The 13,414-nt window shown below is 65.5% G+C and carries 17 protein-coding genes and 1 pseudogene; 10 read left to right on the top strand and 8 right to left on the bottom strand.

Annotation, left to right across the window (positions count from 1 at the left end; translation table 11 throughout):
• Positions 1 to 278: pseudogene (locus HNE04_RS20830) on the top strand (IS4 family transposase); the annotation flags it as partial.
• Positions 279 to 312: 34 nt separating this feature from the next.
• Here HNE04_RS20830 and HNE04_RS20835 read toward each other — a convergent pair.
• The 3 genes from HNE04_RS20835 to HNE04_RS20845 are packed head-to-tail and all read right to left on the bottom strand — an operon-like array spanning position 313 to position 3,840.
• Complete coding sequence (locus tag HNE04_RS20835) at positions 313 to 918, bottom strand: thioredoxin family protein (protein WP_172223545.1); 606 nt, start codon at positions 916 to 918, stop codon at positions 313 to 315.
• 12 nt (positions 919 to 930) lie between these two features.
• On the bottom strand, positions 931 to 3,063 hold the full coding sequence (locus HNE04_RS20840; RefSeq protein ID WP_172223547.1) for a protein-disulfide reductase DsbD family protein: 2,133 nt from the start codon (positions 3,061 to 3,063) through the stop codon (positions 931 to 933).
• A 36-nt stretch (positions 3,064 to 3,099) separates the two neighbouring features.
• Positions 3,100 to 3,840: an alanyl-tRNA editing protein gene (locus HNE04_RS20845; protein WP_172223550.1), complete on the bottom strand. Its 741-nt coding sequence runs from the start codon at positions 3,838 to 3,840 to the stop codon at positions 3,100 to 3,102.
• A 37-nt stretch (positions 3,841 to 3,877) separates the two neighbouring features.
• Here HNE04_RS20845 and HNE04_RS20850 point away from each other — a divergent pair, with 37 nt between their 5' ends.
• The 5 genes from HNE04_RS20850 (at position 3,878) to HNE04_RS28335 (ending at position 8,185) form a co-directional block, all read left to right on the top strand.
• A complete protein-coding gene (locus HNE04_RS20850; protein WP_172223553.1) occupies positions 3,878 to 5,215 on the top strand; it encodes a PQQ-dependent sugar dehydrogenase in 1,338 nt (445 codons plus the stop codon).
• 126 nt (positions 5,216 to 5,341) lie between these two features.
• Complete coding sequence (locus HNE04_RS20855; protein ID WP_172223556.1) at positions 5,342 to 6,934, top strand: hybrid sensor histidine kinase/response regulator; 1,593 nt, start codon at positions 5,342 to 5,344, stop codon at positions 6,932 to 6,934.
• A gap of 75 nt (positions 6,935 to 7,009) precedes the next feature.
• Positions 7,010 to 7,414 carry an FKBP-type peptidyl-prolyl cis-trans isomerase gene (locus HNE04_RS20860; protein WP_328700376.1) on the top strand — a complete coding sequence of 135 codons (405 nt, stop codon included), beginning with the start codon at positions 7,010 to 7,012 and terminating at the stop codon, positions 7,412 to 7,414.
• Between the two features lie 7 nt (positions 7,415 to 7,421).
• The gene (locus HNE04_RS20865) at positions 7,422 to 7,796 is read left to right on the top strand and encodes a VanZ family protein (protein ID WP_172223562.1); all 375 of its coding nucleotides are present in this window, start codon (positions 7,422 to 7,424) and stop codon (positions 7,794 to 7,796) included.
• Positions 7,793 to 8,185 carry a GFA family protein gene (locus tag HNE04_RS28335; protein ID WP_172223565.1) on the top strand — a complete coding sequence of 131 codons (393 nt, stop codon included), beginning with the start codon at positions 7,793 to 7,795 and terminating at the stop codon, positions 8,183 to 8,185. Before HNE04_RS20865 ends, HNE04_RS28335 begins: the two co-directional genes overlap by 4 nt.
• Positions 8,186 to 8,188: 3 nt before the next feature.
• On the opposite strand, the gene HNE04_RS20875 is transcribed toward HNE04_RS28335, so the two are convergent.
• A complete protein-coding gene (locus tag HNE04_RS20875) occupies positions 8,189 to 8,497 on the bottom strand; it encodes a GNAT family N-acetyltransferase (protein ID WP_172223567.1) in 309 nt (102 codons plus the stop codon).
• Positions 8,498 to 8,586: 89 nt separating this feature from the next.
• On the opposite strand from HNE04_RS20875, the gene HNE04_RS20880 reads away from it, so the two are divergent.
• From HNE04_RS20880 to HNE04_RS20885, 3 genes are all read left to right on the top strand, one after another.
• Positions 8,587 to 9,195, top strand: a complete 609-nt coding sequence (locus HNE04_RS20880) for a hypothetical protein (RefSeq protein WP_172223570.1) — start codon at positions 8,587 to 8,589, stop codon at positions 9,193 to 9,195.
• Between the two features lie 108 nt (positions 9,196 to 9,303).
• Complete coding sequence (locus HNE04_RS28340) at positions 9,304 to 9,426, top strand: hypothetical protein (RefSeq protein ID WP_268904932.1); 123 nt, start codon at positions 9,304 to 9,306, stop codon at positions 9,424 to 9,426.
• 57 nt (positions 9,427 to 9,483) lie between these two features.
• Positions 9,484 to 10,254 (top strand): glutathione S-transferase family protein, encoded by a 771-nt coding sequence (locus HNE04_RS20885; protein WP_172223572.1) that lies wholly within the window; start codon positions 9,484 to 9,486, stop codon positions 10,252 to 10,254.
• 19 nt (positions 10,255 to 10,273) lie between these two features.
• Here the strand turns inward: HNE04_RS20885 and HNE04_RS20890 are convergent, their stop codons facing one another.
• Both HNE04_RS20890 and HNE04_RS20895 read right to left on the bottom strand, forming a co-directional pair.
• Positions 10,274 to 10,480 (bottom strand): hypothetical protein, encoded by a 207-nt coding sequence (locus HNE04_RS20890; RefSeq protein ID WP_172223575.1) that lies wholly within the window; start codon positions 10,478 to 10,480, stop codon positions 10,274 to 10,276.
• 169 nt (positions 10,481 to 10,649) lie between these two features.
• Positions 10,650 to 11,534 carry a nucleotidyltransferase gene (locus HNE04_RS20895; protein WP_172223578.1) on the bottom strand — a complete coding sequence of 295 codons (885 nt, stop codon included), beginning with the start codon at positions 11,532 to 11,534 and terminating at the stop codon, positions 10,650 to 10,652.
• A 128-nt stretch (positions 11,535 to 11,662) separates the two neighbouring features.
• Here HNE04_RS20895 and HNE04_RS20900 point away from each other — a divergent pair, with 128 nt between their 5' ends.
• Positions 11,663 to 12,400: a metallophosphoesterase family protein gene (locus tag HNE04_RS20900; protein WP_172223580.1), complete on the top strand. Its 738-nt coding sequence runs from the start codon at positions 11,663 to 11,665 to the stop codon at positions 12,398 to 12,400.
• Positions 12,401 to 12,402: 2 nt separating this feature from the next.
• Here HNE04_RS20900 and HNE04_RS20905 read toward each other — a convergent pair whose 3' ends face one another.
• Together HNE04_RS20905 and HNE04_RS20910 are read right to left on the bottom strand one after the other, a co-directional pair.
• The gene (locus tag HNE04_RS20905; protein WP_172223583.1) at positions 12,403 to 12,609 is read right to left on the bottom strand and encodes a hypothetical protein; all 207 of its coding nucleotides are present in this window, start codon (positions 12,607 to 12,609) and stop codon (positions 12,403 to 12,405) included.
• Between the two features lie 138 nt (positions 12,610 to 12,747).
• Positions 12,748 to 13,401, bottom strand: coding sequence for a TetR/AcrR family transcriptional regulator (locus tag HNE04_RS20910; RefSeq protein WP_172223586.1), 654 nt, complete (start codon positions 13,399 to 13,401; stop codon positions 12,748 to 12,750).
• Positions 13,402 to 13,414 lie beyond the last annotated feature (13 nt).

The following is a 13,414-nucleotide window of genomic DNA, read 5'->3' on the forward strand; positions in this document are numbered from 1 at the left end:
GGATCAAACAGAACCTGCGCATCAAGGCATTTGTGGGCAACAGCGCCAACGCCGTGAAGACGCAAATCTGGATCGCAATCGCTACCTATGTGCTGGTGGCGATCGTGAAGAAGCGGCTCCAACTCACCGCCACGCTACACACCATCCTGCAGGTACTGAGCCTGTCACTTTTTGATCGGGTACCGATCGATGTGCTCCTGCTCAAAGCCGTCGATCTCGACGACGAAATCGAGGCTTCTCAGCAGTTTTCACTATTTGAAAATATCTCCGGACAGTAGTGGGTCAAGCCCGCAATGACAGCCAAGCAGCCAGTCAGCTCTTGTACTTGATCGAACAGCCGTAGGGCCGCGTGCTGGCCGCCGTCAGCGGCTTGCCCGCCAGCGCCTCGTTCAAGCCTTGCCGCACATAGTTGACGGCCCTCTTGATGTCGTCGGGATTGCTGGAAGGGATGCTGTCGATGCCGCCGGCGTAGATCAGCCGCCCTTGTGGATCGACGATGTACAGGTGGGGCGTGGTGCGCGCGCCGTAGGCCTTGCCGGCCGTGCCTTCCTCGTCCAGCAGCACCGCGCTGGGCTGGGCCATGCGCTCCTTCTGCCAGGCTACGAGCTTGGCGGGCCCCATGTATTCCCAGGAAGACTTCTCGGTGGAGTTGATCGACAGCCAGACGACGCCCTTGTCGACGGCCTCTTTCTGGGTGGCGGGCATGTTGCCGCTGTCGTAGTGCTTGCGCACATACGGGCAACCCGGGTTGGTCCACTCCAGCACCACATGCTTGCCGCGGTAGTCGCTCAGCTTGACGGTCTTGCCGCTGGTGTCCTGGAGGGTGAAGTCGGGTGCGTTCTGGCCGATGGCGGGCGCAGCCTGGGCGGACACGGCGACGAAAGCGGCGAGGGCGAGAATTGTTCGGCGCAGCAACATGATGATCGTCTCCTACAGGTTGGCGATGACTGAACGAACTTCCTCGACCCCCAGCACTTCGGACAGCACCACCGGGGGGCTGCCCTTCCTGTAGAACACATAGACCGGCACGCCATTGCGGCCCAGCTGCGCCAGCGCGGCCGTGATCGCCGGGTCGCGCCGGGTCCAGTCGGCCCGCAGCAAGGCTACCTTCTTGGCCGTCAGGTCGGCAAGCACATCTTCATCCACCAGCGTGGTCTTCTTGTTGTACTGGCAGGTGACGCACCAGGCAGCGGTGAAATCCACGAACACCGGCTGGCCCGCTGCCAACAGCTGATCGACACGGCCGGGCTCCCATGCCTGCCACCCATTCGCCTCGATGCCGGCTGTTTGCTGGGCCGGGATCTTGGTGACGCTCGGACCCGCGGTCCATCCCAGCAATGCGAGCGAGGCCAGCGAGATCGCCGAAACGATGGTTCGAGCCCGGCCGTGCAGCGTCAGGGCCCAGACCAGCATGCTCATGGCGACCAGCAGCACCAGCAGCGCACCGGCGCCGTCGATGCCGCTTTGCTGGCCCAGCACCCACACCAGCCAGGCCACCGTGGCGAACATCGGGAAGGCCATGAGCTTGCGGAACGTCACCATCCAGGCCCCGGGCCGCGGCAGCAGCCGCGCGATCGCCGGGACCCAGCTGGCCGCGAGATAGGGCAAGGCCATGCCGATGCCGATGGCGGCGAACACCAGCAAGGCCTGCACCGCGGGCAAGCCGATTGCGAAGCCGAGCGAAGCGCCCATGAAGGGCGCCGTGCAAGGCGAGGCAATCGCCACCGCCAGCACGCCCGAGAGAAAGGCGTTGACCACGGGATGGCGCACTTCCAGCGAAGCCAGGTTGGAAGGCAGGAACGCGCCGAATTCGAACAAGCCCGCCAGGTTCAGGCCGATCAGCGTGAACAGCGCGGCCAGCGCCGCCACCACGGCGGGCGACTGCAACTGGAAACCCCAGCCGAGCTGTTCGCCGGCGGCGCGCAGCGCCAGCATCAAAGCGCCCAGGGCCGCGAAAGAGACCACCACACCGGCGGTGTAGGCTAGTCCGCTCAGGCGATGTCCGCGGCGGTCGTCGGCGTGGCGCGTGAAGCCCACCACCTTGATCGCCAGGATGGGAAACACGCAGGGCATCAGGTTCAGCAGCAGCCCCCCGAACAATGCGCCCAGCAACGCGGCGGCGAAAGTCAGCGACGGTGCGGGAACTGCAGCCGCATTGGTGCGCAGCGCGGCCTCGAGCGCCGGCGATATGCCGGCTGCCGCGGCGACGGCGACCGCCGGCCATTGGCCCAGGACCTTGGCCTCGGTCCGCCAGCCTTGCGTGCCCGAGGCCAGCACCATCGGTATGACAGCGGGGCTCTGGCTGCGCTGGGGCGACACCGGCACCTGCGCCGTCCAGGTGTCGCCCTGCCAGGCCTGCGTCCACTGGGCGGCGTTCTCGATCACCTCGCCCGTCTCGGGGAAGAGCTCCAGCGTCTTGCCGAGCAGCGCGGCCGGCAGGCCCGCGACGCTGATCCTGAGTGCGTTGCCTTCGATCTGCGCCTTGCTTGCGCCGGCCAGCGGCTGGGGTTGCGTATCGAAGGCGGCCTGGAAGGCCGGCCCATTCAGCGCCGTGGTGCTGCGCGCAGGGATCTTCAGCGCGAACTCGCCTTCCTCGGGGATGCATTCCTTCTTGCAGACCAGCCAACTGGCCTTGAGCTTGACCTCCATGTCGCCACCGAGCAGCGAGGGCTTGAAGTCGGGCGTGATGGTGAGCGGCACCGGCAACAGCACCGTGCCCTCGTAGCCGTAGTTGGCCAGCGTGCCGATCGGAATCTTCTTGGGCACCGGCCAGGCGATGTCGCCGGCCAGCACGCCCGGCGGCAGCGTCCACTGCAATTGGGTGGGCAGGCCCGAGTCGCCCGAATTCTTCCAGTAGGTATGCCACTCGGGCTGGTGCGCCAGTTGCAGGCCCACCCAGACCGGTTTGCCGGGTTCAACGCCCTCGGGCGCGTGCGCCATCAGTTCGGCGCGCACGCGCTCGGTGGTCACGACGCTCTTGGCGCCCATTTGCGCGCCGGCCGCGCACGGCAGCAAAAAGGCGGCCATCAAGGCGATGGCCTTCAGCAAGCGGGTAGGAATCATCAAGGTATGGGAGCTCAGCGGTAGCGCAAAAGTTCCTCAGGCAAAGCCCAGCACCACGCGGCGGGTGGTAGCGCTCTTCTTTTCTATTTTGGTCACCACCACCGCGCCGATCTCGGCCGTGTTGGCGACATGGGTGCCGCCGCAGGGCTGGAAATCGATCTGGTCGTCGCCGCCGATGCGGATCGTGCGTATGCGCCCGGTGCCGCGCGGGGGCTGCACCGACATGCTCTTGACCAGCGCGGGGTTGGCGTCCAGCTCCTCGTCGGTGATGGAACTGACGACCACCGGATGGCCGGCCGCGACCAGGCGGGCGATGCCCTGCGTCAGCGCTTCCTTGTCCAAGGGGTCGGTCATGTTGAAGTCCAGCCGCGCGTAGTCGGGCGTGATCGAGCAGCCGTTCACCAGTTGCGGCACCAGGTTGCACAAGAGGTGCGTGGTGGTGTGAAAGCGCATCAGCCGGTGGCGACGCTCCCAGTCCACGCGGACCGTGACGCTGTCGCCGGGTTTCAGGGCTGACAGCAGCGCCTCCTGGTTAGCGCCGGGAAGGTGGCAGATTTCAGCGGTCGGCCGGCCCTCGGCATCCTTGCCTTTGCGGGTGTCGGCGATCGCCAGTTCTTCACCGCCCGCCAGCACCAGCACCCCGCTGTCGCCGGCCTGGCCGCCGCCCAGCGGATAGAACACCGTGCGATCCAGCACGATGCCCTGGTCGCCGATGGCAGCGACGACGGCCGCGCATTCCTTCAGGTAGGCGTTTTCACGGAAGAGCTCTTGGGTCATGGGCGTATTTTGGCGGTTTCGGCCTACAGACGCCCGGATGAGCCAATTCCAGACTCCAGAGGCCATGGTTTTGCGGCTAGTGATAGTTCTTGCCTGCGCCAGCCTTCTAGCTTGCGGCGATATCGCGCGCCTGCCGCCCGAGGCGGGCGAAGGCCCCAACCCCACGCTGCCGCCGCCCGTCAAGAGCCTGATCCCCACCGTCAACATAGCGCCCGCCCAGGGCTGGCCCGATGGCGCCATGCCGAAGGCGCCCGCCGGGTTCAAGGTGACTGCGCTGGTGCGCGGGCTGGATCATCCTCGCTGGGTCCATGTGCTGCCCAATGGCGACGTGCTGGTGGCCGAGAGCAACAAGCCCGCCCCGCCGCCGGACCAGGAACCCAAGGGCATCAAGGCCCGGATCATGAAGATGGTGACGCAGCGCGCCGGGGCCGGGGTGCCCAGCGCCGACCGCATCACCTTGCTACGCGACACCGATGGCGATGGCGTCGCCGAAGCTAAAAGCGTCTTCATCGACAAGCTTCATTCGCCCTTCGGCATGGCCCTGGTCGGCAGCGATCTGTACGTGGCCAATGCCGATGCGGTGTTGCGCTTCCCATACGCACCCGGGCAGACGCAGATCACCGCGCCGGGCGTGAAGGTGACGGACCTGCCGGCCGGCATCAACCATCACTGGACCAAGAACATCATCGCCAGCCGCGACGGCAGCAAGCTGTATGCGACCGTGGGGTCCAACAGCAACGTGGCGGAGAAGGGCATGGAGATCGAAGAAGGCCGCGCGGCAATTTGGGAGATCGACCGCGCTTCCGGCCAGAAGCGCCTGTTCGCCGGCGGGCTGCGCAACCCCAATGGCCTGGGTTGGGAGCCGACGTCCGGCGCGCTGTGGACCGTGGTGAATGAGCGCGACGAGCTCGGCAGCGATCTCGTGCCCGACTACTTGACCTCAGTGAAGGACACCGCTTTCTATGGCTGGCCGTGGAGCTACTGGGGCCGGCATGTCGATGAGCGGGTCCAGCCGCCGCGCCCCGATCTGGTCGCGAAAGCGCTGGCACCGGACTACGCGCTGGGCAGCCACGTCGCGCCGCTGGGCCTGGCGTTCTCCGATGCGCGCATGCCTGCGCCCTTTGCCAGCGGCGCCTTCATCGGCGAGCACGGCTCCTGGAACCGTCAGCCGCTCAGTGGCTACAAGGTGACCTTCGTTCCCTTCGCGCAGGGCAAGCCCGCGGGGCGCAAGATCGACTTCCTCAGCGGCTTTCTCAGCTCCGACGGCAAGGCCTATGGCCGCCCGGTGGGCGTAGCACTCGACCAGCACGGCGGCTTGCTGGTGGCGGACGATGTCGGCAATGTCATCTGGCGGGTGGCGCCCGACAGGCGCTGACCCACAAACGCTGAAGCTTTCGATAACTGCCCGGGCTGGGCTTTGTCCGACACGGCGGGCCGGGCGTTCGCCGCACCATCTATTCCTTCGAGACGAGGCTGCACGCTTCACGGAAGGAGAACAACCGTGCCCAACCCCTATCTGGCAACGTCACTGCCGGATCACCAGGTTGCCGAACTTCACCGGCTGATGAGCGAGGAGATCGAGGAAGTTGCCGTGTTCTTCATGGACCCGCAGGGGATCATCACCGTCTGGAACCGCGCAGCCGAGGAGATGAAGGGTTATACCGCGCAGGAAGCCATTGGCAGCCACCTGTCGCTGCTCTACACCGAGAAGGACAGGGCCCGCAACTGGCCCCAACACAACCTGGACCAGGCCAGGGAGCATGGCTTCTACAAGGAAGAAACCTGGCGCAAGCGCAAAGATGGAAGCCTTTTCTGGGCGCGCACCGCACTCACCGCGCTGCGCGACCATTCGGGCCGGCACGTGGGGTTTTCGAAGGTCACGGTGGACCTGACCGAACACAAGCTGCTCGAGCGATGCGTCGAGGAAAAAGAAGAGATCAAGCGTGTCCAGGAAGAGCTGAGCCAGGCGGTTCAAAAGCTGAAGGACGCCGACGCCCGCAAGGACGAGTTCCTGGCCATGCTGGCGCACGAACTGAGAAACCCGCTTGCTCCCATCCGTGCAGCTGCCGAGCTGTTGCGCATCGCCAAGCTGGACGAAAACCGCGTGCACAAGACCAGCGAAATCATAGCCAGGCAGGTCGTCCACATGACGAGCCTGGTGGATGACCTGCTGGACGTATCGCGCGTGACCCGAGGGCTGGTCCAACTCGAAATGCAGCCATTGGACATCAGGCAGATCGTCACCGACGCGGTGGAGCAGGTGAACCCGCTGGTGCGGGCCCGGCGCCATCACCTGGCACTGCACTTGAGCCCGGACGCAGCCATGGTGCTCGGCGACCCGGAGCGGCTGGTTCAGGTCATAGCGAATCTGCTGAACAATGCCGCCAAATACACACGCGAGGGCGGCCATATCGTGCTCGCGAGCGAGGTGCGCGGGGAGAGGGTCTTGCTCAGCGTGACCGACGACGGGATCGGCATGGAGCCGGAGCTGGTGGCCCGCGTCTTCGACTTGTTTGCCCAGGCCGAGCGCACGCCCGATCGCAGCTTTGGGGGCTTGGGGCTGGGGCTTGCCCTGGTGAAAAGCCTGGTGGAACTGCATGGCGGAACCGTGCAGTCCGCGAGTGAAGGCCGGGGCAAGGGAAGCAAGTTCACGGTATGCCTGCCCCTGATGCAGCAACCAACCGAAGTGGTCCCGCCGCGCCCGGCGAACAGGCCCTCCCAAACATCGAAACCGCTGCGCGTCATGGTCGTCGATGACAACGCGGATGCGGCGGAGATGCTGGCCATGTTCCTGGAAGCTTCGGGCCACGAAGTGATGGTGGAGCATGGCGCGCCCCAGGCCCTGGAACGTGCCCGCGCGGAATCCCCGGATGTATGCCTGCTCGATATCGGCCTGCCGGAAATCGACGGCAACGAGCTGGCGCACCGGCTTCGCACGCAGCCGGAAACCGCCCACTCGGTGCTGATCGCCGTCACCGGATACGGCCAGGAGCAGGATCGCAAGGCGGCGCTGGCGGCCGGCTTCCGGCACCACCTTGTGAAGCCGGTCGACCCGGCCCAGCTGGTGGCGCTGCTGGCCGAAATCGGAACGTAGCGCTGAAAACACGCTAAATTGGGGGGTCGAGCCGCCGGTGTCCTGCCGATGCGGCCAAATCAAGGAGTGTTTCTGGTGCGTATCCTGCTTTGCGCTGCGGCGCTGTCCCTCGTTGCCTGCACTGCGATCTCGCAGACCGCGGGCCCCGTCACCACCAAGAGCGGGCTGGTTTACCAGTCGCTCAAGGAGGGAACCGGCGCATCCCCCGGCGCGACCGACACGGTCAACGTCCATTACCGCGGCACCCTGGCCGATGGCCGCGAGTTCGACAGCTCGCACAAGCGGGGGCAGCCGGCCGAGTTTCCGCTCAATCGCGTCATCCCCTGCTGGACCGAAGGCGTGCAGATGATGAAGCCCGGCGGCAAGGCCCGCCTGACCTGTCCGCCCGCCATCGCCTATGGCGAACGCGGGGCAGGCAGCGTGATACCGCCGAACGCCACGCTGCAGTTCGAGATCGAACTCTTGTCCGTCCGCCGCTGAGCCGGGCATGCCGATAGAACGCCGACGCGCCTACAGCCGCTGGGCATTTTCGGTATGCCTGGTCGTGGTGCTGGTCGCAGCGCTCGCGCCCCCGCACACCATCGTGCCCCCCACGGGTTGGGACAAGGTGCAGCATGCGGTGGCATTCGCGGTGCTGGCGATGCTGGGGTGCGGCGCTTACCCCGAGCGCAAGGCCCAGGTGCTGCTGGGCCTGCTCGCATACGGCGGGCTGATCGAGCTGCTTCAGTCCTTCACCGGTTACCGCACCGCCGAGACGCTGGATGTAGTGGCTGACGCAGTGGGGCTGGTCGTCGGCTGGACGTTCACGCGCTTGTTGTGGCGTACACGGCCTGTGCCTCCAATACCGAAGGACCAGCCGTGAATCTCACCGGTGGCTGCCTTTGCGGCGCCATCCGCTACGAGGCGCACGGCGCGCCGCACCAGCGCACCGTGTGCCACTGCAGTATCTGCCGCCGCTCGGCCGGCGCGCCCATGGTGGCGTGGTTCAGCGTCAAGCTGGCGGACTTTGCCTTCACGGCCGGGCAACCCGCCAGCTACCGCTCCAGCGCCAAGGCGCAGCGCACGTGCTGCCCAGTGTGCGGCACGCAGCTCACCTTCAGGCTGGATGCCGAGCAGGAAATCGACGTGACCGTCTGCAGCCTCGATGATCCCGAAGCCGCGCCGCCGCAGGACCACACCTTCGTGTCGAGCCAACTGAGCTGGGTGCATGTGGACGACGGCCTGCCGCGGCATGCGCAGGCGCGGCCGTAGCCGTCAGAGCTTGAACGCCCGCTGGTGTTCTTCGGCAACGAGGTCGAGGTACTCGGCGTGCTTGCGGATGTAACCCGCCATGAAGGTGCAAACGGGGATGGCTTTCAGGCCGCGTGCGCGCACATCGCCGAGCGCTGACTTGGCCAGCTTCGAGCCCAGCCCCTGGCCCTCGAACTGCGGCAACACTTCGGTGTGCGTGAACAGCACCGCGCCCTTGAGCAGATTGTACTGCGAATAAGCGGCCACCACGCCGCCCTTGCGCAGTTCGAAGCGGTGTTCATCCGGGTTGTCTGAAAACATGAGGTCATCCATGACGCGGGTGATTCCTTGCTGAAAAAGGGAGACTTTACGCCGCGTGGCACACTCTGCGATCTTTCCACTTCGTGAACCTGAACGCAGCAATGGAATTGTTTTTGCTGGCGGCGCTCGTCGTCATCGCAGCCTGGATCCTCAAGGCCCGGGATCAGCGCCGCCGGGTCGCGCTGCTGGGCGGCTACCTCGCCAAGTACCAGATCGAAAAGCACATGCAGACGCTGACGCAGGGCTACCTGCGAGCGCTGGGCGCGGACGATCCGCAGCGCAGCGAGCCGATCTGGAACATGCTGCGCTCCATCGAGCAGGAGCTGTGCAGCCAGTTCAAGCGTTTTGCCGCTGACTTCTCTCGCGCCGAAGAGGCCGACACGCGGGTGAGCAAGCTGCCGATCTACATCCCGTTTGCCGCCAGGCTGTTTCCCAACTACTGCTTCGACATGCGCCAGGCGCTGGCCATCCACGCACGCGGGATCGCCCAGGCCGTCGAGGGCAGTGAACATGCGTCGCCCAAGGAAACGGCCTTCACCATGTCGGCCGAGCTGTTCCTGATGCAGCACACCTGCCACTGGTTCTGCAAATCCAAGACCGTCGCCTCGGCACGGATGCTGGCCCGGCACAAGACGCCTTATGCCCAGCTCGTCGCATCCGTCGCCCCGTCTACGCGGGCAGCGTACTGCGCGCTGGTCGCTGCGGGCTAGCCAGCCACGCGGGTGCGACTTGTGCATTTGTCACAGCAATAGGTAACCCCACGTACTACCCGGCCGGCTGCTAAAACCCTAGACTCTCGGCAGTAGAGGAGAGCCCTGATGCGATTCGCACTTGCCGTCATTGCCAAGATCGTTTCTGCCGTAACTCTGCGTCGCAGGCCCAGCACCGAGGTGGCTGAGCGCGCGTTCGAAAGGGCGGTGGCACAGTTCCACGCCCAGTAAGCACAGCGCCTTCGAGGCGGCATATAGTTGGTATCCGAAGCTGGGATACCAAGCAGCATGACTTTTCAATTCGTGAGTGTGGAAGAGGCGATCCAGCGCCGCGGCCTGCGGATGGTGGTTGTCGGCGGCGTGCCCAGTCCCTGGGGCGAGGCCGCGAAGGGCATCCTGCACATCAAGCGCATCGACTGGGTTGCCGTGCGCCTGGCCTACGACAGCGAGGCCTTGAAGGACTGGGCTGGGCAGCGAAACGGGCCGATCGCGATGTACGACGACGAACGCCCGCGCGCCGGTTGGGCCGAGATACTCCTGTTGGCCGAGCGCCTGGCGCCCACACCCGCGCTGCTGCCTGCCGATGCATATCAACGCGCCGTCGTTTTCGGCTTGTCGCACGAGATCTGCGGGGAGTCGGGCCTGGGCTGGTCGCGCCGGCTACAGCTGGTGCACGCCGGCCTGCACAACGCCGGCGGCTTTCCCGAACGCGCGGCCAAGTACCTGGCCAAGAAGTACGGATACAGCCCCGAGGCGGGCGCCGCATCCGGTAGGCGGGTGGCGCAGCTGCTAGGCATGCTCGCGGCCCGGCTCAGGGCGCAGCGCGAAGCGGGCAGCCGCTACTACGTTGGCGACTCATTGACTGCCGTCGATATCTACAGCACCACGGTCATGGCGATGTTCGTGCCGCTGCCGGCAAGGCTGTGCGACATGGACGCGGCCACCAGGGCGGCTTTCGAAACGCGTGACGCGCAGACCGAAGCGGCGCTGGATCCGATCTTGCTCGGGCATCGGGACATGATGTACGCCGAGCATCTGGAGTCGCCGCTCTCGCTTTGAGCGGACTCCTTTCGCAGCCTCAATGCAACGCGTTCGTTTCGACGGCCGGGACGGCTAGCGCGCGGCCGACCATGGCGCGGGCGAACAGGTAGTTGGTGCGCGCGCGTTCGCTCAGGCAGTCCAGATCGACCCGGCCGTGCTGATCGCATGGGAACGCGTAGGCCCGCGCGCTGTCAACCAACGACCGGAAACACAGCTGGAATTGATTCATGGTGGGCTCGAACATTTCATTCTCCTGGAGCCGGGATGCGCGGCTCCATGGAGCGAAGTCTGGGTGGGCACGCCGCCGCGCGCATAAGCCATTGATGCCGTGTGCGCTAAGGCGTTTCTTTAGCGTGTTTCGTCCGGAGGCCGTCTTTCCGAGCAGTTCTTCACGAATCAACTCATCAGTAGGGTCAGGGGCGGGCCGGGTCATGCGAATCTTCGAGGTTCGGCGAGCAACCGTTCCCGCCGGTCTGCGCTTGCTGGGCCGGGATGGCTTCGGTCCATACGGCCACGTCCTCGGGCGTCATGGTGCTGGCCGGCGTGAGACGGCCATCCACATAACCGAGTCGCTCCACGTCGTGCAGGTATTGCGCGCGCGAGAGCAAGGTGCCGGCACAAACATGAAAGTCGTCGGTGGGCGGCTGGCGAAGCTCGGCGGTCAGGCGACCGAGCAGCGTCTCCATCACCCAGCGCGGAATTCGATGCTGTTCGCCGGGGTAGATGTAGCCAAAGAGCGTGAGGTGGGCAAGCAGCACGCGCCAGTGCGTACCGAATCGCTCCAGCAGCCCGGGCCAGTCCAGGTGCTCGGCGTTGGCCTGCAACAGGTGGGCGATGTCGGCGCCGTCGTAGCGCTCGCGCTCCATGATGAAGGCCTTGGACAGCAGCCCGTCCTCCAGGTTGGCTATAAGCACCGGCACGCCCAGCACTTCGGCCTGCGCGTTGTTGCGGAACCAGCGCTCGTCCACCGGCGCGATGCCGTTGCCGGAGTTGAAAATGAGGTCGATGAAGTCGTCGCCCGCATAGACCTTGGCCAGCCAGTGCGGGTAGGTGAGTTCGGCGCGCCATCCTTCGGTTTGCATCAGCAAGGCCACGCGTTCGTAATCTTCGCGGCGGATGAAAAGATCCAGGTCTTTGGTGGAGCGACGGATGCCGGTGAAGCAGGCATGGGCGAACGCCCCGCCTACCAGGAAGGGCACTTGGGCATCGACCAGCACCCGAAGCGCGCGCCGAAAGAAGGCGGCGGTTTCGAGCGGGACCTCGTCCTCCAGGGACGGTGCAAGGGCGGCTGAGGGCATGGCGCCAGCGTAACCTCGCTGGACCGGCCGAACCCAGGGGCGAGGGACCTCATGCAGTGTCAGCGTCCGCCTACAGGCGGTTGCCGCCGCACGCGGCAGCATGTGAACGTTCCACCTCAACGACTGCCATGTCCAAATCCTCCACCAGCGTGCGCTTCGCCGTTGTCGGCGACATCCATGTGACCAAGGATTCCGCCGGTAGCCTGCGCGCCTTCTTCGCCCAGGCCTCCGAAGCCGCCGACGTGCTTCTGCTGTGCGGCGACCTCACCGACTACGGCACTGCCGAAGAAGCCCATGTGCTGGTCGACGAACTGGCCGCCGTCAAGGTGCCCATCGTCGCCATCCTGGGCAACCACGACTACGAGTCCGGCACGCCGGAGATCGTCTCCGACACGCTCAAGCACGCCGGTGTGCGCGTGCTCGATGGCGAGGCCTGCGAGATCGAAGGGGTGGGCATCGCGGGCGCCAAGGGCTTTGCCGGCGGTTTCGGCCGGGGCTCGCTGGGCGCCTGGGGCGAGCCCGCGATCAAGCTGTTCGTGAAGGAGGCCTTGAACGAGGCGATGAAGCTGGAATCGGCGCTGGCCAAGCTGCGCACGCCGCGGCGCATCGCCATGCTGCACTACTCACCGATCGCCGGCACGCTGCAAGGCGAGCCGCTGGAAATCTTTCCCTTCCTGGGCTCCAGCCGCCTGGAGGAGCCGCTGCTGCGCTACCCGGTGGACGCCGTGTTCCACGGCCACGCGCATCGTGGCACGCTGGAAAGCAAGACGATCAGCGGTGTGCCGGTGTACAACGTGGCGAAGCCTCTGCTGCAGCGGAGCCGGCCGGACCAGCCGCCTTTCCTGTTGTTCGAGTTGCCGCGATAACTTCAGTGCATGCCGCTGGGCCGCAGTGCCGGCACGGCCAGCTCACGGCCGACCATCGCCCGGGCGTAGAGGTAGTTGTTGCGAGCCCGCTCGCTCAGGCCATCGAGATCGACCTGTCCCGTGGGGTCGCAGGGAAATGAAAATCCGCGCCCGGAGTCGAACAATGACTGAAAACGCAGTTCGAATTGGTGTTGGGTCGAATCGATCATTTGGGATCTCCTGATGAATGAACTATCGGCCTTTTGCACGCTGTGCACTATCAGCTCAAGTCGAAAGGAATCCTCGGCCAATACCGATCTCGAACGGTCGCGCACGCCTACAGGCGTAGGACGTCGGTGTCGGCGCGATCAGGAAAGTGAGCGCTCAGCCGGAGTGACGGTGTCGGTCAAACTCTCCAACAGTGTGCGTTCCAGCCAATCCTGAAATCGGTCGGGCGTCCAACCCGATTCGTGCACCAGCTTGTGATAGATCTCCCTGCCGGTGAACATCCACATGAGCGTGGCGGCCGTTTCCTTGGTCAGTCCTTTCCTGGCGCGGCCGGCCTTGAACAAGGCATCGATACGTTCGCGCTGCATGTCTCGCCGCAGGGTCTCGAATTCCTGTTGCGACTTGCGCAGCTCCGGCGAGAACGCTGATGCCTTCATCAGGAGGCTGAGCTCCGCGCTCTCGGCCTGGTAGATCGCGCGCGCGATGTGGGCGGTCAGCGCGATCCGCTGCACGGGATCGGCGACGCCCTCCAGCTTGTCCTGGGCGCTCTTGAAGCGCGGGCCGAACAGCGCTTCACGCATCAGCGCATCCAGCAGCCCCGACTTGGAGCCCACGGTCGCGTACACCGTGGCCTCCGATACGCCCGCGCGCTCCGCGATCTGGGCGATGGTGGTGGCGTCGATTCCCTTGCGCGAAAACAGGTGTCTCCCCGCTTCCAGCACTTTGGCGCGGGTGCGATTGGCGCCCTCGGGGCGGCTGGTCGAGCGATAGGCTCGCTTGCTAGAGGTTGCCATATTAAATATAGTA

Source organism: Caenimonas soli, from assembly GCF_013155545.1.
GTDB lineage: Bacteria > Pseudomonadota > Gammaproteobacteria > Burkholderiales > Burkholderiaceae_C > Ramlibacter > Ramlibacter soli.